General features: G+C 59.7%; 17 protein-coding genes, 1 tRNA gene and 2 pseudogenes. 6 read left to right on the forward strand and 14 right to left on the reverse strand.

The features are described 5' to 3' along the window. A pseudogene (locus tag H2O14_RS29705) lies at window positions 1-166 on the forward strand (integrase); the annotation flags it as partial. Continuing rightward, window positions 163-456, forward strand: coding sequence for a hypothetical protein (locus H2O14_RS26595; protein WP_119945316.1), 294 nt, complete (start codon window positions 163-165; stop codon window positions 454-456). The pseudogene H2O14_RS29705 and the gene H2O14_RS26595, both read left to right, overlap by 4 nt. On the opposite strand, the gene H2O14_RS26600 is transcribed toward H2O14_RS26595, so the two are convergent. Next, window positions 453-1,049 carry a hypothetical protein gene (locus H2O14_RS26600; protein WP_119945315.1) on the reverse strand — a complete coding sequence of 199 codons (597 nt, stop codon included), beginning with the start codon at window positions 1,047-1,049 and terminating at the stop codon, window positions 453-455. The genes H2O14_RS26595 and H2O14_RS26600 overlap by 4 nt on opposite strands. Before the next feature lie 7 nt (window positions 1,050-1,056). Beyond that, window positions 1,057-2,079 (reverse strand): MobA/MobL family protein, encoded by a 1,023-nt coding sequence (locus tag H2O14_RS26605; RefSeq protein WP_119945314.1) that lies wholly within the window; start codon window positions 2,077-2,079, stop codon window positions 1,057-1,059. A gap of 252 nt (window positions 2,080-2,331) precedes the next feature. Between H2O14_RS26605 and H2O14_RS26610 the strand changes: the two genes are divergently transcribed. Further along, entirely contained in the window at window positions 2,332-4,428 is a 2,097-nt protein-coding gene (locus H2O14_RS26610) for a type IV secretory system conjugative DNA transfer family protein (protein WP_162939875.1), read from the forward strand. On the opposite strand, the gene H2O14_RS26615 is transcribed toward H2O14_RS26610, so the two are convergent. Both H2O14_RS26615 and H2O14_RS26620 read right to left on the reverse strand, forming a co-directional pair. After that, on the reverse strand, window positions 4,415-4,606 hold the full coding sequence (locus tag H2O14_RS26615) for an SHOCT domain-containing protein (protein ID WP_182830304.1): 192 nt from the start codon (window positions 4,604-4,606) through the stop codon (window positions 4,415-4,417). The two genes, H2O14_RS26610 and H2O14_RS26615, sit on opposite strands and share 14 nt — an antisense overlap. Continuing rightward, window positions 4,576-4,764: a hypothetical protein gene (locus tag H2O14_RS26620; protein ID WP_182830305.1), complete on the reverse strand. Its 189-nt coding sequence runs from the start codon at window positions 4,762-4,764 to the stop codon at window positions 4,576-4,578. The genes H2O14_RS26615 and H2O14_RS26620 overlap by 31 nt, the downstream gene beginning before the upstream one ends. Window positions 4,765-5,071: 307 nt before the next feature. On the opposite strand from H2O14_RS26620, the gene H2O14_RS26625 reads away from it, so the two are divergent. Continuing rightward, window positions 5,072-5,329 carry a hypothetical protein gene (locus H2O14_RS26625; protein WP_119945311.1) on the forward strand — a complete coding sequence of 86 codons (258 nt, stop codon included), beginning with the start codon at window positions 5,072-5,074 and terminating at the stop codon, window positions 5,327-5,329. Between the two features lie 498 nt (window positions 5,330-5,827). On the opposite strand, the gene H2O14_RS26630 is transcribed toward H2O14_RS26625, so the two are convergent. The 8 genes and pseudogenes from H2O14_RS26630 to H2O14_RS28335 all read right to left on the reverse strand — a co-directional run. After that, a complete protein-coding gene (locus H2O14_RS26630; protein WP_182830306.1) occupies window positions 5,828-6,721 on the reverse strand; it encodes a replication protein RepA in 894 nt (297 codons plus the stop codon). A gap of 231 nt (window positions 6,722-6,952) precedes the next feature. Then, the gene (locus tag H2O14_RS26635) at window positions 6,953-7,252 is read right to left on the reverse strand and encodes a hypothetical protein (protein ID WP_119945322.1); all 300 of its coding nucleotides are present in this window, start codon (window positions 7,250-7,252) and stop codon (window positions 6,953-6,955) included. Next, entirely contained in the window at window positions 7,249-7,980 is a 732-nt protein-coding gene (locus H2O14_RS26640; protein WP_119945324.1) for a ParA family protein, read from the reverse strand. The genes H2O14_RS26635 and H2O14_RS26640 overlap by 4 nt, the downstream gene beginning before the upstream one ends. 142 nt (window positions 7,981-8,122) lie before the next feature. Then, window positions 8,123-8,413 carry a WGR domain-containing protein gene (locus tag H2O14_RS29155; RefSeq protein ID WP_182830307.1) on the reverse strand — a complete coding sequence of 97 codons (291 nt, stop codon included), beginning with the start codon at window positions 8,411-8,413 and terminating at the stop codon, window positions 8,123-8,125. Further along, window positions 8,343-8,912, reverse strand: coding sequence for a recombinase family protein (locus tag H2O14_RS26650; RefSeq protein ID WP_246697867.1), 570 nt, complete (start codon window positions 8,910-8,912; stop codon window positions 8,343-8,345). The genes H2O14_RS29155 and H2O14_RS26650 overlap by 71 nt, the downstream gene beginning before the upstream one ends. Before the next feature lie 70 nt (window positions 8,913-8,982). Continuing rightward, window positions 8,983-9,537, reverse strand: coding sequence for a TetR family transcriptional regulator (locus tag H2O14_RS26655; protein ID WP_119945320.1), 555 nt, complete (start codon window positions 9,535-9,537; stop codon window positions 8,983-8,985). Between the two features lie 8 nt (window positions 9,538-9,545). Beyond that, on the reverse strand, window positions 9,546-10,175 hold the full coding sequence (locus tag H2O14_RS28330; protein ID WP_246697868.1) for an MFS transporter: 630 nt from the start codon (window positions 10,173-10,175) through the stop codon (window positions 9,546-9,548). Between the two features lie 208 nt (window positions 10,176-10,383). Then, window positions 10,384-11,049 (reverse strand): annotated as a pseudogene (locus tag H2O14_RS28335) (MFS transporter); the annotation flags it as partial. Between the two features lie 571 nt (window positions 11,050-11,620). Here H2O14_RS28335 and H2O14_RS26665 point away from each other — a divergent pair. Continuing rightward, window positions 11,621-12,433, forward strand: coding sequence for a hypothetical protein (locus H2O14_RS26665; RefSeq protein WP_246697869.1), 813 nt, complete (start codon window positions 11,621-11,623; stop codon window positions 12,431-12,433). Between the two features lie 82 nt (window positions 12,434-12,515). On the opposite strand, the gene H2O14_RS26670 is transcribed toward H2O14_RS26665, so the two are convergent. Continuing rightward, a complete protein-coding gene (locus H2O14_RS26670) occupies window positions 12,516-13,118 on the reverse strand; it encodes a hypothetical protein (protein WP_245480586.1) in 603 nt (200 codons plus the stop codon). 463 nt (window positions 13,119-13,581) lie between these two features. After that, window positions 13,582-13,656, reverse strand: a tRNA-Gly gene (locus tag H2O14_RS26675). Window positions 13,657-15,281: 1,625 nt separating this feature from the next. On the opposite strand from H2O14_RS26675, the gene H2O14_RS26680 reads away from it, so the two are divergent. Beyond that, complete coding sequence (locus H2O14_RS26680) at window positions 15,282-15,905, forward strand: phage integrase N-terminal domain-containing protein (RefSeq protein WP_182830308.1); 624 nt, start codon at window positions 15,282-15,284, stop codon at window positions 15,903-15,905. The last annotated feature ends 109 nt before the right edge of the window (window positions 15,906-16,014 follow it).

The following is a 16,014-nucleotide window of genomic DNA, read 5'->3' on the forward strand; positions in this document are numbered from 1 at the left end:
CGCCGGCGGCCCAACCGTTGACCGCATGACACCCGCGCAGGCGGCGCGCGACCGCGCCGCGCGTTTGGAGGTATCGCATGAGCTGGGACACGGCCGCCTCGATGTCACAGACACCTATTTGGGGCGCCGCTTTGCCAGCACCACCCAACAGGGGGCGGCGGCATGACGGGCACCATTTTGGAGCGGGTCAAGGAAATGACCCGGCAGGCGCTCGAACGCGAAGCGGAGAAACTGCTTGACCTGTCGGCCGTAAAGACGCGGATCTCTGACGCGGCTGGGAACGGATTCACCCACATCACCGTGGCGCCCGAGAAGGCCGTTGACGTGTCGCAGACGGTCGCGGCGAAGGCCACGGCCGAAGCCCTGCGGGCGGAAGGGTTTGGCGTGGAATGGGAGAAACGCCAGCACCCAGATGGGCGCACCTCGCAGGCCCTCGTGGTGCGTTGGACGCTTTAGCGCTCTCGCTCAAAATCCCGGCCTTTTGGGCGCGGTTTCGAGGTCGGTCTCTCGGCCGACCGTTGCGCTCGCTTGGCAAGAGCTTCCTTCAGGGAGAATCCCTTTCCGGCATGATTATGAGGCGCAGGCACGGCGTCAGGAGAGGGACGGTTGATGAGGCGAGACAGGAACGATTGTTTCGGGCCGCCGCCCGCTGGCGGCCGATACCGGTCGCGGGCCTCCTTGTGGCCCCGCTCGGCGCCGCGCAGGCGTCCAGCGCTGTTTTCATGGTCGAGAAGCTGCTCGGGCAGGCGACGGCGCGCCAGCAAGGCCTCGTGTCGCTTGCGGCGGGCACCGCCGCGCAGGCCACCCCGTGACAGCAGACTGCCGGGGCGCCGCCCATAGGCGCGGCTCTTAGGGTCACGGAGCTTGTCGAAAACGGTCTTGTCACCGTGTTTGGCGCGGGCCTTCTGGATGCGGTTCATGGCGCGCTTTGGCGACAGGAACGATTGGCGCATCGTGTCATTGAGACGGCTACGGCTGTTGCGTTCCGCAAACCGTGCTCTTGCCAGTTCGTCCTCGCTCATAGCGAGGTCGCGCTCGTCGACTGACATGCCACCCCTACCGCTCGCGGTCGTCGTCCCTGCCCTTCCGCGTGGGCCGCAGAGGCGGCGCGCGATCGGAAGGCCTGCCCCTACTTTTCGCCAGAAACTCTTTCAATGGCAAGCCCTGTTGTACGGGTGTTTTGGCCGACGGCATGGGCAAACCCTTGTCGGCCTCCTTTTGCGCGCGGAAGGCCTTGAGCTTGTCGCCAAACGACCGGGGCGGCGGCTCGTCGCGCCGTCCGTCCGGAGGGAGGTGCAGGCGGCGCAAGCCGTCCAGCTCCTCCTGTTGGCGGTGAGCGTCCAGCTCGTTCCAATAATCGCGCTCAGTCGGCCGCTCACGGTTATACTCGGCCCGCGTTCGGCCCTTATCAATTGAGGGGTAATCAACGCGTCGGTTGGGAACTTTGGCTCCCGGCCGGTTCCGAAAATTGCGCGGCCGTGACACGGGCCTGCGGCCGTTTTCAGAAGCTGCGCGGTTGCGCGGCCCTTCATGGATTTGCGGCTCGCGGTCGATACCCTGCGCCTTCAGGGTGCGGGCGTCGATGCGCTCCGGCCGTCCTGCGCGCTCTAGAGCGCGGTTGGCATGGTCTTGCCATTTCTCGCGCAGGCGCTGGGTAGAACCGCGTTCGCTCATCCCGAACACACGCTTGCCGGTGGTCGGGTCTTGGTCACGTAGGACAAGGTGGCAGTGAGGGTTGCTGGCATCCCTGCCCTTGTCGTGATGGGCGGCCAGCCATGGCGCCTTGCCACCTGTCACGTCCTCGGCGAAGCCACGCACCAGCTCGTGGCGCTGCTCGGGTGTCAGCTCCTTGGGCAGCGCCAGCATGAGCTTGTCCGCAACGCGCCCATTGGCGCGGCTGCCGTCCTCGGCCCTGTTGAAGAAGTCGCGGGCGCCGTCCTTGTCCACGGGCAAGCGGGCGCCGTCGAGACGGCCTAGAGCCTTTTCACGGGTGATGTAATTCACGTGGGCACCGGTCGTGTACGGCCGCTCCTGCGTGCTTTTGCCGACCGGCTTGTGGTTCAGGCTATAGATTGCCACTCAACGCCCCAGACGGTGGTGGGCGCGGGTTTCGGAACGAAACCCATAAGTGCGCCCTAACAATGCCGCCAAGCTACAAGCCTTCATTAGAAACCGCAAGCGCCTGCCGCCCGTGACCATGGCAACGTCATGGGCCGGGCAAGGGCGCGGTATCTCCCGGCCACCGCTGCGGCGTTGCTTCACCCACCACTGCCTGTTGCATTGCCTACCTGTTTCCCTCCGGCTACCTTCACCTTGGGCATGGGGGTGTTGATGGATTATCTGATTTTAGCGGCGTTCTTCGGCGCCATCTTTCTGGGCGGTTACGCTTATTCCGTAAGCGGCGGCGTCGGCGGGGCTTTGGCCCGCTCGCGAGCGCGTCCCGCCTTACCAGTCTCCGCGGCCAAACCTGCGCCCGCTCCCGCCGCGGCGGGCAATCGGCTGGCGGAAATCGAGGCGTTCCACGCCAACGAGCTGAACGCCGTCAGCCTGACGATTGCAGAGCTGACGCCCGACCTCCTGAAAGAGGTCAGCTTCTTCCGGCTTGCCCGAACCATCTCTGACAAACACGCCCACCTCGACCGGCGCGCTGGTGACGAGGATTACCTCCTCAAGGCGGCAGGATCGATGGAGCGTGACTATCTGCAAGCCTCGGCGGAGCTGGCGCTCAAAGGCGCCGCGTTCCGGCGCACTTTGCGCGACATGACGGAGGCCGAACGAGCCACCCTTCGCCTGACCGACCTATTGGCGGCCGTGGGGCAGATTGACCGCCGCGAGCGGCTGGCGATCTTTACGCCGATTGTCTGGAATGAGGGCAAGGGCCTGATGGTCACAGACGGCCCGTTCAAGTCGGCCGACCTGTTGGCCGAACTACGCCGCACCCTAACGACCTTGATCGAGGGCCACCTCGGCCCGACCGGCGAAGCGACCGAACGCCTGCAACAGGCGTTGCGGGATGCCCTCACCTCTCGCCTTATGACCGCAGAAGAGCGCGCCACCTTGAAACGGCTGCTTGTCACCGGCGCCACATGGATGGCACCAGAGGAGGCCGCCACGGCGCTATGCAGGCATCAACCTCCGCGCCCTTCGGTGCTACGTTTGGGCCGCATAGAGGGTTCGGAATCCGAACTCCTGTATGACCAGAACGAAAGCCTCATCACCTTCGGCCCTCCCGGTCAGGGCAAGAGCCAGACGGTCATGCGCAACCTCCTGACCATGGACGGCGGCGCAGTCGTCCTCGACATCAAGGGCGAGCTGTTCGACCAGACGGCCGTCTGGCGCGCCCGTAATGTCGGGCCGGTCTATAGGTTCGCACCCTCCGATCCGGCCAACTCCATCCATTTCAACCCGCTCGATACCGTGCGCGCGGAGCCGCTGGCTGATGCCTACGAAGATGCCAAAAGCCTCGTGGATCTGCTGATGGTGCCGCAGGAAGTCGGCAAAAAGGATTATTGGGACAAGCGCGGCCTTGATTTGTTGGCTGACGCCATTCTCGACACGGCATTGTTCGAGAAGGACGACCGTACCCTGTCGGCAATTTTTGATCGCCTGTATCTCGAACCCATGGCGCCTGACGGCGCCGATACCGGGATTGCGGGGAGTGAGTTGGAGCTGTGGCTCAACCACCTCGCCCAATCCGGCGTCAAAAAGCTGGAACGCACGGCCAAGGCCGTGCGCTCGATGCCGCCCAAGGTGCGCGAAAGCGTCACGGACACGGCGCGCACGCACATCGACACGTGGCAGGCCCCGCGCATCGAGGAGCTGAGCGCCCGCTCGACCTTCGACCCTATGACGCTGCGCCGGGACAAGGCGACCCTCTATATCTGCATCAGCCTAAAGGAGCTGAAGCAATACACCTCGTTCTTCCGCGCGCTCATAGGACAGACCATCTATGCGCTGTGCCGGGATGAACCCGACCGTAACGCGCCGGTCGTGACGTTCTTCCTCGATGAAATGCCCAAGCTCCATCGCCTTGACCTGCTGGAAACCGCCCTCGACATGGGGCGCGGTTACGGCGTGCGGCTCTGGATGTTTGCGCAAAATTTCGGGCAGCTCGCAGAGCATTACAAGAACCCTGACGGATTCCTGCAAAACAGCCTCGTGCGGCAGTTTATGGGCATCAGCGGCGAGCAAGCCCTGAACCTGTCCAAGCAGTTGGACGAGCGGCACGGCCTGATTGACGGCCAACGCAAGCCGCTCGTGTTCCCACACGAACTGACCGGCGAGGCCTTCCGCGACCTGACCCTGACAATAGCGCAGGGGCACTCCCCTGCCCGCGTGGTGAAGGCCTACGGCTATGCCGAGTTCGCCGACCGTATGGAGTCGGCGAAGGCCTTCGATACCAGCGGCGGGCTGCTCAAGCTTGGCTGAGAAGCTGGCCCTTACGCTGATCGAATTCGGCTTGCGTCAGGTGTCCTGCGTTAAGCAGATCGGCAAGCTTGGCGATTTCATCCGCCACGCTGCGGTGAGCCTCAACAGGCTGCGCCTCGATGAGTGTCGTATCTTCGCGGTTCGCCCTCATGTCGCGGGCGATCTTCCCGGCCGCCATACCCCCTTAACGGTGGACTTGGTGACTGAGGCGAACCCGGCGAACATCATGCCGCCGCCGATAAAGGCCATGATCGTTCCCGGAATAGCCAGCACGACCGTGAAACACATAAATACCCCGACCAGCATCATGCCGGTGCCAATAACCAACTTACCCATAGTATTCCCCAATTGCCCTCTACAATCGTAGCTTACAAAGCAGCCTGCGGCAGTCAATCGCCAAGGTTGGTGTATTATTAACGCCGTGATTTTCTTGAATGGGGGCTGTCTGCCCCCATACCCCCGAAGGTATTTGAACAAGGGTTAGGCCTGATTTTCGCACTCAACATGAGTTGCACCATGCTCCTGCGTGATTCGGTTCCCGAATCCTGCGTTCGCATTCAACACTCCCCATGCCACCCTACCCTGTGTCCGAGCCTGTGCTTTGCGGTGACAACCATTTGCCGCCTACAAGCTTCGGAACGACATGGAGGCGCTGGAAATGCAGGATTGGTTGGTCGATTGTCTGAAAGCGTGCGCGGCACGCGGCGCTGCCTTTTGGGGGCGCGGCTCATCCGTGAAGACGGCGGATTACGAGATCCATGCACCAACCACCGCCGAGGTCGTTGCGATCATGGCGGCGCTGCACGATCAGCCACCAACCCGGCCATTGCCATGGCCGCAAAAGAATGATTCACTTCATCACACGGTACAGGCTGAGGAGCCGATGACCGTCAAGGGTTAGGCCGCTGGGCATCGCCCAGCGCCTACCATGCCCTCACAACCTCATAGGAGGGCTGTGAGATGGGTTTCGATGTTTTTCCTAGTGTCGGGTCATCAGGAAGAAAGAAACGCCTCAGAGGCCCTTATTTGCCGCCTGCGTTTGTGTCTCCAAAATCCCTTTTCCAAAATTTGAAAAAGCCTCTTTCTGTTATTCTGTAAAAGGGTTTCTGTAGAGAAGCTTTCTGTAAAAACCTTTCTGAATCTTTCTGTTCTATATATAGGCGCGACCTAATCAGCGTGGATTGCGCGACCTAATCAGCGTAGGGGCGCGACCTAATCAGCGTAGCTGGGGGCGAAAGCGCGACCTAATCAGCGTAGGGGCGCGACCTAATCAGCGTAGGAGGGGGTCTAGATACCTGAAAAAGCTGCAAAAAGTTATCCACTGAGCGCGACTTAATCAGCGTAGCTAAATACGCAAAAAGACACGCTTTTCAGCGTTTCACTACCTGATTTTTAGGGGTTAGGCTTTGAGGGCGCGTTTGGGGATAGCAAGGGCCGAAGCGTCGGCCGCTTCCATCTCCAGCCCCCGCTCGGTGAGCTTCACCGGCAGCTTCGGGAAAATGTCTTTCAGAGCTGCCAAGTCCTGCACCAGCGCGGCCTTGAAGTCGCGATCTCGGGTATAATCCTCCCCGAACTGGCTCTTGAGCGGTTGCCAGTCGAGAACAAGGCGCGTTTGCAGGCGCGTGATGCGGTAAGTAACCCACAACATCAGGTCGAGACGACGAGCCGAATTGGAAAGGGCGCGCAACACGCGCACGTCGATGGGCAGGGCGTGGTTCTTGAGTTCGTTGTAGAAGTCACCGGAAAACGCGATGGTGGTTGGCCAAAGGGATTTCTGGTGGTCGTGGTCGGGGAACCATAGCTCGACCTTCTGCAACGGCTTGACGTCAATCTGGCCGGAACGCTTGCCGTCCCACGTGCTGATTTCCATGCGGCAGGCTGCGAGAGCGCGAAGCTGCTCTTTGAACGGCTCAATATTGCCATTCTTCCCGCCGCGCGGCTCGAACCCCATGTCGCGCATGAAGGCGGACAGGGTTTCGGAGGTTTCCACGATGGGCGAGTTGTTGCGCAAGGCTTCGGTTGACAGGTGCGCCATGATGAGGCGTGCCTTCGGGCCATAAGGCACAGGCTGCTGCACCTTGCGGCCATCGGGCGAGCGGAGCTTGCCTGCGGTCACGGTAACGGCCATGCGTCCTTGGGTGCGTTCGAACTCGGTCACGCCCTCCGGCAGGGCTTTGTAGGGCAGGCCACAAATCGCCAAAGGCGTGGGCATGTACCGCAGGTTATCCGGCGATGGCCCTTCGTTCTCGATAACCTCACGGAAAATCGCCCGGCGGCGCTTCTCGCGCGGCATGGCGGCAAGCTTGGCGGCTTTGGCTTCGTCGGCGGCCTTTTCTCATCCCGCTTGATCTGCGTGCTGATGAGGCTGCGCACGTAAACGTCGAACACGGGCGACTTGCCCCGCTGCGCCTCAAGCTGGGCGCGCAGGTCGTCGTCGCGAATAAGTGATTCGTCGTTGTGGTTCATGAGCGAAACGCTAGCTGATTTAGGGGAATAACCTACCGGCCTGCATGAATTTTCAGCACTACTTTCTGGCATCCAGCAGCTCGGCAATGGCCTCGCAGTACGACATTCCGCCTTTGGCATCGCAGTAGGCCTTGAGCTGGTCGATCACCCGCTTTGGGCCGGTCACGGTGATTTTGTCCTGTGCTTCGACACGGCGCGGCCCCGGCTTGCGACGGGTCGCGGTCTCCCGCGAGACAAACCCCAGTTCGGCGCCTGCCTGCAAGATGTGGTTCATGGAAGGCTTGGCTGGGACGGCCTCGCGGGACTGTTGTGGCAACTGAACGGCGCCGGTTGTTTTTTCTCCAAATCCGTAGCTCATGCGGCGGCTTTCTGTTGCGGCAGGTGGTTGACGACTTCTTGGGTGTATTCGCGGGCGTTCTGAATGGCCGCTTCCAGCGGCTTAAGAACACGCTCCTGTGCTGACGCTGTGCTGGCCTTGACCTCTTCGCGGGCCTGTTCCAACAGCTCACTCAGGAGATAACCCTCGCGGAAAATGCGGGTGAAGGCGGCACGGCGCACAATCGCGGCCCGCAACACGGGAATGTCGTTCGCTTGGGTTTCCTTGCGCACGTCCTTTTCGTCATTGGTCTGGATAGCCGCGTTGACCTTGGTGAACAGCAGGGCGTGGGCTACGGCCTTGTTCATCATCCGGCCGGTGTTTTGCACGAGCTGCACGGCGCGGGCTGCCTGCCGGGCTTCCATGGGAGTTGGCTCAAACGGGATCAGCACCAGGTCGGAGCGACTGATGGCATAGGTGACGAGGTTCGAGGCCGTACCTTCAAGGTCGATAATCAAGTAATCGGCCTTGCCACGGATGTCCTCCACGGTGTCGAGAAACTGCGCTTCGGTGGGCACGGGGCGCACGATGAAGGGCGATGCCCTCCCCTGCTCCGCACGTTGGGCGTCCCACTGCACGATGTTCTGGTTAGGGTCGCAATCCAGAATGGCGACCGTCGCGCCAGCGGCACGGATCTGCTCGGCCAATAGCATGGCCGAAGTGGTTTTCCCCGAACCGCCTTTCGGGTTCGCAAAGGTGATGGTGAACATAGCCGCTCCTTGATTTACGAACGAATCGTAAGCCGCAATGTTAAAATAAGCATTAACTTTGACGTTCGCACTAACTTTAAATCTGACGTTAACATTAGCGTTAAAGTTAGAGTTCGCAGGGGTAAGCCCCTGCAACATCAAATCAATTGATAACCCTTGCGGAGTTTCTGCCGGAGAATCTCCTCGGCAAAGGCCTGCGCTTCCTGCGGGTGGTGTGATGGGTTTCCCTCACCTGCCCGCCCGTGCCGATGCGCCCCCACTCGCGTACCACCGAACACTCGCCGAATAACGTCGGTTGTACGCTCATGGTGTAGAAGCGCGCCATGTTCCGGCCGGGATCAACGTGGGTGAGGTAAACGGGGTCATGGTCGGAGCCTCGCAATGGTGCTCTGGCTGACGTTGTAGCTGCGGGCGATAGCGCGCTGCGTCTCATCGCCTGTGGCAAGGCGGGCGAGGGCTTCCCGCTTCTGGTGATCGGTGAGCTTGGTCTTACGGCCGAATTTAACGCCGCGTGCAGTCGCTTCGGCGCGACCGGTGGACGTCCGAGCGCGGATGCGCTGCCACTCCCAGCGGGCGGCCCAGCCGACCCAGAAGAACACCATTTCGGCAAGCTCGGGCGAGGCCGTGGTGTCGATATGTGGTTCGGCCAAGGACTTGAACCCGGCGCCGCTTTTGCGGATGGCATCGAGAATATTCAGGAGGAGGCGAGGGCCACCGCCTAGGCGGTCGGTCGCCACCACGATCAGAACATCGTCGGCCTTGAGGCTCTTGAGGAGCTTTTCGAGCTGGGGGCGGTCTTCTCGCATCCGGCTCTCCTTCTCCTGAAATATTTTCTCGCACCCGGCGGCCTTGAGCTGGGCGAGTTGGGAACGCAGCTCTTGGGCTTCGGTCGAGACGCGGGCATATCCGTAAATCATGCCTCCATAGTGCATCAGAATTTTGCATCAAAAAGCGAAATCTCACCAGTTGGTTAGTTTTGATGCAAAAGTCATAACTTATGCATCAAACTTGCTTACTGTCGTCGTTCTGTAACAGCTCGTTCAGACGGAGAATGATTTGCTTGCGCAAAGCCGTTGGCAAAGGCCGGGCTGAAAGGGCCTCGTGAACCCAAAGCCCGTCTGCGGCAAGGCGTGCAATGAATTTATCGATCCCGGCCGCATCTTCGATATTTGGAGCGGGCGGCGCCCATCGATCAATGATGTGCTGCCAGAGGTCGCCAAGTGCTTTATTATCAGCATTCTCAAGCATGAGAAGAAGTTCGACCCGCCGAGCGGCCTTGGCGCATACGTTGATGTAGGCTGCATGGCGTTCGGCTTCGGTAGCAGCGTCTGCGGACTTTCCCGCACTTGCCACAAGCTCTTTTTCCCACATGCCTGTAAGGTGTTCATGGGTGGCTTGGATCAATGCCTCGCGTGACGGAAAATGATAGAGAAGCCCCGCTCTTGTCATGCCAGTTTCGACTGCAACCGCATCGAGCGTGACGGGAGTTAACCCGTCACGCTCGATGATCGTTACAATGGCTTCGAGAACTTCATCTCGTTTGCTCGATCTCACCATTGGTTATCCTAGTGCCCCGTTTGATAGGAGGATGATTCCGAACCGGGGCCATAGGCTCGGAGCAGTAAGGCGGTTACTAACGATCCCAAGGCAAGCACGCCAGCGGCTACATACATAACGGTGGTATAGGCGCTATCGAATGCCATGTTGGCTGCCGCCCGCAGGCTCTCACCCTCTGCCCCGGCGATCTCAATCGCCGCTGCCATGCTGTCGCGCGCAAGAGCGGACGCATCCTCCGGCAAGACAACATTGATCGTGTACAAGTAGGCCAAAAGGCTGCCGAGGATCGTCACTGCAAACAGGCTGCCAAACTCGTAGGAGACCTCTTCGACCGAGGAAGCCATGCCTGCACGATGAACCGGTGCATTGCCCATGATTGCCGTTGAGGCAACCGACATACATCCGCCAACACCCGCTCCCATCAACGCTAGACCAAGGATAAGCCAACCGAAGCCGTGGCTGATGCCGTAGGTTGCAACCAGAATTGACAGAGATCCGACAGCCATTCCTCCTGCGATCAGAAACCGTAGTCCGATCACATGCAGGAAAGCACCGCCGAGAATGGCAGTAGGTAGTGAGCCAAGCGCGGCCACCGATACCAGTAGGCCTGCTTGAAGCGGGGTAAAGTCTGCTACCATTTGGAAGCGTTGCGTGGTGGCAAGCTCGACACCCCCAATGGCAAATAGCGAGAAGGCGGCAGCAAGAGTTCCAGACAGGAATGCGTTGTTGCGGAAGATAGAAAAAATCCAGCAGCGGGAACGTCATACGGAGTTGACGACGAACGAAGACAATCGATGCAATGACCGCAATGCCAAATGCCACGATAGGCATAACCCATGAGCTGCCCGCGTGCGCCATCTCCTTGATCGCGATTACAAGCGCGGACAGGGCTACCAGCGCCTGAAGCGAGGATACAATGTCCCACGGTGTAGTAGGGTCGCCTGCCACCTTTGGAGCAACGATTAGAGTTGCCGCAAAGGCTATCACTACGACTGGCACGTTGATGAGGAACACGGAACCCCACCAGAAGTGACCAAGCAGGAAGCCGCCAACAATTGGGCCAAGGGCCGCGCCTACGACCGACAACGAACCCCATATTGCGATAGCGATATTGCGCTCACGTTCATCTTCGAATGTCACTCGGATGAGTGCGAGGGTGGCAGGCATCATGGCAGAGGCGCCTACGGCCAAGAAAGCTCGCGCTCCGATAAGAACCTCCGCAGTCGGAGCGAATGCCGCTATCGTTGAGGCGAGGCCAAATAGAGCAAGGCCGACAAGGAACATGCGACGATGACCAATCCGGTCACCAAGAGTGCCTGCGCCCAGCAGAAGGCCCGCCATTACAAGTGGGTAGGCATTGATTATCCAAAGCCCCTGAGTGGCAGTCGCGTGAAGTTCGCGTGTTAGCGTCGGAAGAGCGGTATAGAGTACCGAGTTATCAAGGGTGATAAGCAGCAGACCGGCGCCAACGGTCATGAGCAAAACCCATCTATTCGAGTGAGTAGAGGTCATTTTTTCGCCATTTCGATTTTTAGAAAGCTGCCATTACTTTACTAACTAGTTGGTAAAGTTTCAAGCGTTTTGTTTAAGCGCTTCTCGCCCATGACCGGCAGAAAGGGGCCGAAGGCCAGTAAAAGCAGGTGCAGGAATCCTCCTGCAACCCTGCCTGACCGGCGAGGTCTAGGGGTAGCAAGGGCAAGGGTTTCAGGCGGCGGGCGCACAAGCGCAGCGCGGAGCCTCGGGAACCGCCCCCTTGCCTGCGCGAGGGGCAAAGCCCCTTAGTTCTGTTCTCGCGATGAGCGATCTTTGTTCACGGTTTGCCAGCAGGCCCTTTTTGAGCGGGATCAGGGGATGAGAACACCCTGAGGGCCTTGCGTTTCAAGGCTTTCGGCCGGATATCTATATTTGTTCTTCCTTTTAGTAGCACCCAACCTCCTGCTCACCTACGGAGAGACAGATAAACCCGGATCAGTGGAAAGCGTTTCGGAATATCATCGCTACCTCTTGTAGCCTCGATGACCTGCAAACAACGGTCTGGAAAAAGCAGACGGACGTTCTCAAGCAGGCCTATGTCGCGGCGGCTATGATCGCAATCTATGGCGAGCGGGCAGTTTTCGTGGACGGCCGTATCGAAACGAGCCTGATCGAAATGGCAGCGGAAGATGGGAACATCAAAAGGTTCTTCAACCGCCGCTTTCACGACAAGGGCGTTGAGTGGCAACGGTTGGTGTACTTTCAGACTGTCTCAACCCGCAGATGGGGCGAAAAGCGCAAGCGTGGCATTGCCAACCTCCATTTTCACGCCCTGATGATCCTGCCGGAACGGCAGACCAATAAGCAGATCCGCGCCACGCTCGAAACCGTGTTCGGCAAGGCGGGAAACATGGGCAAGCTCCAGTTCAAGATCAGCAAGCCGGATTGGCAGGAATCCTACTCGTTCAACGGCGTCAGGGCCGGAGGGCCAATAGGCAAGATCCTCTATGTCCAGCAGGGCATGGGCGGCACCTTCAACGACCTGCACCTGAACGAAGGAAAGCGCAGCCGCAAAGCGCCGATTGAGCGCCTACGGTGTAACCGGCAGGCCAAGGGCCTTGCCCGAGGCATTCCCTCGAATTTCAATTTCAAGGCCGCGCTTTGCGACCATGTTTCCATGGATGCCGGGCGCCGGGCATTCCTTACGTGGCTTAAGGAAGAACGCGAGCTGGAACGTCAGCGCAAGATGATTGCGGCCCGTGAGCGGGCAGCCTCCGGGGCAAAAAAGACAGGGCTACCAATGTTGATAGCCCTGCTCGTCTCGTTAATAGACGATCACGTAATGATATCGCATCCCTGTAAAGACCAGCTTTGCATACTGGTTATCCGCGAATGGCAGTCCGAAATGTTCGATTTGAATTAACATGTGAAACTCCTCTGTTTTTGATCACATGTCTATTTATGAAAATCAGGTTTTTGGGCCTCGTTATGGGCGGCCGGGCACGCTAGACCGGCAAATGCGCCATGAGCGCCTGGTCGAAAATTGACACGCCCGTTTGCGGGTTGCGCACGATGATGGGCGTAATCGGATAGTTGACCGTCGCGTGCGCGGTGATCCATGCGGCGGCGTCTACGGACAGCCACGCGGTGAGATCCAGAATGTCTTGATGAAGCGCAGCGATCGGTTGCGCCAGAATCGGCTCATAGTGGGCGGTGCGGTTTCGCAGCTTACGCAGGTCACGGAGCTTTTGGGCCACGGTCGCACGCTTGAGGCCTTGGGTCTGGAAAATCGGCCGCAGGGTGCCCCAGAGGTGATTGGACGAACGGCCGAACACGGACGTCCAGAACCCAAAGTTCAGTTCCGCCACCATCTGGCTGTGGGTCGCGGCCTTACCGTCACGGAGGAGGATCTGTTGGGCACTGTTGACACACCCTTGCTGGTAGGCCTCGGCCATCACCGCATGGTCGTAGAGCCACCCAGCACCATGGGCTTGGGTCAAGGCCACGTCCACCCTGTTGCGCAATGCCACCTCCAGCATGTGGAGGGCAGCATACAGGTCGGCTGATAGCTGGACGTTGTAGCTGTAGAGGCGCTCACCTAGGGCCACGTTACCTTGTGCCCACCCTAGGTAGGTAGCGAACCGATCAGTAGATAGAATGTCACTCAGGGGCATGGTGTCTGCATTACTTGGGTAATAGGTTAGGGCATTATGTCAGGGATTATCCTTGTAATAGGTAATGCCCTGTGCCATATAGATCATGTATCCCCCGGCTGGTCACTGCTCTGCACACCGCCGGGGCAAGTTTTTTCTGGGGTACTGTTACCCTGAACACTCCCCCTTTATACCTATGTAGGTGCCAGCTCGTGCAGGCACCATGTACCCTTCCTAGATCCGCAACAGGACACCACCGCTCTGCGGTGAGCTTCTGCAGGGCATTCACTGGATCCCCTGCAGGGGAAGCTTCTATTGCGGCCTAGCACCCCAAGGGTGGGCTACTCCAAAGCCAAGTATCCCCTTGCGCCTCGGCGCGGTCGGTTACAATGGCAAGTGCGACGGCAGGGCCACTATGTGGAGCGCCAGACGGGTTTCGAGCCCGCATCTTCCGGGTAGGAAACCGGACACTCTGCCTTTGAGCTACTGACGCACGGGCAGGGCGCCAACCGGCCGCCAGCCGTAGGGGTCAAGGGGTGCTTTCCTCCGATGGGTGGGGGTGATAGGATTCTGATGGGTAGGAAACCGGAAGGCATCGCTGTTGAAGTGGTGCCTTTTTTCGTTTTCGCCTTATGGCACGCGAGATTCCGCGCATTTCGGTTGGAAAAATTCCCCTGATACTCTGATTTCAGCGAAATGGAGCGCGATTAGCCTTCCTAAGTAAAAACCTATCCGTAAGCGGGTTTTAAGTATTGACAATTTTAGGGGGAGAAGCAAGGATAAGGGCGAAGGGGATTTAGGGGATGTGGGATGAGGAATGATGAAGGGGGTTATCGGATCCGCCTCGTTTTTTATCTTCGCATTTGTGAATAAAAATCCACGTATAAATCCCGAAAAAGAGCGCACCTTAAAAAATGACCATTTCGTGCCGAAATGAGATTTTTACCTTTGGCTCGATTGACGCCTTCACCTGAAAGGGGTAGCTATCCTCTTGTAAGGTCACGGGTTAGGGTTTCAGTGTGTTGCCCGAATCCGGCTCCGATAGGCGGCGCAGTCAGTGGGATGATGCGTCAATTATGCGGAGAAGCCCCTGTTTCTGGATCTAGACCGGAGCAGGGGCTTGCCCCTCTACCTATCAGCGGCCGTGGGCGCCGCCTTTTCTCATTACACTGACAAGCAAGTTTGCTCCTTCGGTAGCTCGGGGTTGACGTGCGGCGTGGCGGCCAAGACTGGTTAAGGTCAGGTCTAAAGGCCTGACCGTGCCCGGAGGGCATCCAGTCGCCACGCAGCATGTCACCGGCGCGCGGGGCACCGGGTCTATGCGGGAAAGCCGGTCGCGTAGCGAATGGCCGGGACACGCGGCCCGGCCAAAGGCTTGGAGCATCGACACGGGGCAAGCGCCGGGGAACCCCGTGCGGGTATCCGCAAGGCGCGGGATGCAATCCCGCTGCGGCCTTTAGAGCCGCAAGGGCAGGGGTGCGGGGGTTGCAAGTCCCCTGCTGGGTCGCTGGGCGCCCTTTAGGCCCTAAGCGATCCACGGGAGGGTTTGGGAGGGCAACCTCCCATTCGGCCGTTGCACGGCCGACACACGGGCAGGGCACGCCCTAGCCCTGTCACTACCGCATCGCAGGTAGTGACAGGGCGCGCCGCTACCGCTTGCGCCCCTTTGGGCAGGCCGTCGCCACATGTCAGTCAACGGATGAGGGATGGGTACATAAGGGTGTGACGAGGTTCAGCCGAACCTCGTCTGTGCACAGGCACGAAACATCTAAGCCACAACCCCACGGGCCAGAGCTGCCCCTTTTAACCGGAAGGACAACCTCAATGACTGCTGACACCGACGCGCCAGAGGGCGCACCACCCAACCCCCGCCCGCATGTACGGCCCCACGGGCACGACACGGGGAGCCAAGCTAGGCAACCCATAGAGAGGACGCAACGATGCACGACCGCATGACACAACGGCCCATCATCGGGCGACACGACAGGGAGACTAATCGACCGTAGAAACGGAGATAACAACAGGGAGTATCCGGCCTTTTCCTTGCCTCGGCAAGGGCCTTGAACGCCGCACGCGGCCTCATGGCTGGTCAATAAAACTTACCGAAAGACATGAACCATGGACGACTTGAGCTTTAGCCTGAAAACCCTCTGCACCCGCTCGGGTGAAGGGAGTTTCGGCACCCGTGCGCTGAGGCAGCGGGGCTTGTTGGCCATGGCTGACGATTTGTTGGCGCTCGGGTATCGCCTGCCTGATGCGCGCAGCCTAAAAGGCAAGCATGTGACCGCCCTTGTCGGTCACTGGAAGGCGGGCGGCCTGTCCGACCAAACCATACGAAACCGCCTGACGTGGCTGCGCTGGTGGGCGCACCAGGTCGGCAAGACGGGCCTCCTGCCGAAGGCGAATGACACGTTCGGCCTCGCGGAACGCGGCCGGTTCTCCGGCAATAAGGCCAAGCGCCTCGAGGGCGCGGCACTTGAGCGCGTAGGTGACGCGCGGGTGCGCCTTGCCCTAAAGCTCGAGGCCGCGTTCGGCCTGCGGCGTGAGGAGGCGTTGAAGCTCCGGCCGGGACTGGCTGACAAAGGCGACCGCCTCGCCCTGAAGGCGAGCTGGTGCAAAGGCGGCCGGTATCGCGAAATTCCGATCACGCACGACAAGCAACGCGCTCTCCTCGACGAGGTGCGCGAGCTGGTGGGCGACGGGTCGCTGATAGGGGGGGGAGGAACTATTTTCAGGCTGTGAAGGCCTACGAAAACCAGCTCCTCAAGGCGGGCATCGGGAATGCCCACGGCTACCGCCATGCCTATGCGCAGTGGCGCTATAAGCAGCTCACGGGCTGGTCATGCCCTGC

It is taken from the genome of Rhizobium sp. G21, assembly GCF_014158035.1.
GTDB lineage: Bacteria > Pseudomonadota > Alphaproteobacteria > Rhizobiales > Rhizobiaceae > Rhizobium_E.

Coding starts and splice junctions, on each gene's coding strand:
- H2O14_RS26600 (WP_119945315.1), bottom strand. CDS start 1,049: ATGTCAGTCGACGAGCGCGACCTCGCTATGAGCGAGGACGAACTGGCA.
- H2O14_RS26640 (WP_119945324.1), bottom strand. CDS start 7,980: ATGTTCACCATCACCTTTGCGAACCCGAAAGGCGGTTCGGGGAAAACC.
- H2O14_RS26655 (WP_119945320.1), bottom strand. CDS start 9,537: ATGGTGAGATCGAGCAAACGAGATGAAGTTCTCGAAGCCATTGTAACG.
- H2O14_RS26635 (WP_119945322.1), bottom strand. CDS start 7,252: ATGAGCTACGGATTTGGAGAAAAAACAACCGGCGCCGTTCAGTTGCCA.
- H2O14_RS28330 (WP_246697868.1), bottom strand. CDS start 10,175: ATGGTAGCAGACTTTACCCCGCTTCAAGCAGGCCTACTGGTATCGGTG.
- H2O14_RS26630 (WP_182830306.1), bottom strand. CDS start 6,721: ATGCCGCGCGAGAAGCGCCGCCGGGCGATTTTCCGTGAGGTTATCGAG.
- H2O14_RS26610 (WP_162939875.1), top strand. CDS start 2,332: ATGGATTATCTGATTTTAGCGGCGTTCTTCGGCGCCATCTTTCTGGGC.
- H2O14_RS26615 (WP_182830304.1), bottom strand. CDS start 4,606: ATGGCGGCCGGGAAGATCGCCCGCGACATGAGGGCGAACCGCGAAGAT.
- H2O14_RS26665 (WP_246697869.1), top strand. CDS start 11,621: ATGATCGCAATCTATGGCGAGCGGGCAGTTTTCGTGGACGGCCGTATC.
- H2O14_RS26650 (WP_246697867.1), bottom strand. CDS start 8,912: ATGCACTATGGAGGCATGATTTACGGATATGCCCGCGTCTCGACCGAA.
- H2O14_RS26625 (WP_119945311.1), top strand. CDS start 5,072: ATGGAGGCGCTGGAAATGCAGGATTGGTTGGTCGATTGTCTGAAAGCG.
- H2O14_RS26595 (WP_119945316.1), top strand. CDS start 163: ATGACGGGCACCATTTTGGAGCGGGTCAAGGAAATGACCCGGCAGGCG.
- H2O14_RS26680 (WP_182830308.1), top strand. CDS start 15,282: ATGGACGACTTGAGCTTTAGCCTGAAAACCCTCTGCACCCGCTCGGGT.
- H2O14_RS29155 (WP_182830307.1), bottom strand. CDS start 8,413: ATGAGACGCAGCGCGCTATCGCCCGCAGCTACAACGTCAGCCAGAGCA.
- H2O14_RS26620 (WP_182830305.1), bottom strand. CDS start 4,764: ATGGGTAAGTTGGTTATTGGCACCGGCATGATGCTGGTCGGGGTATTT.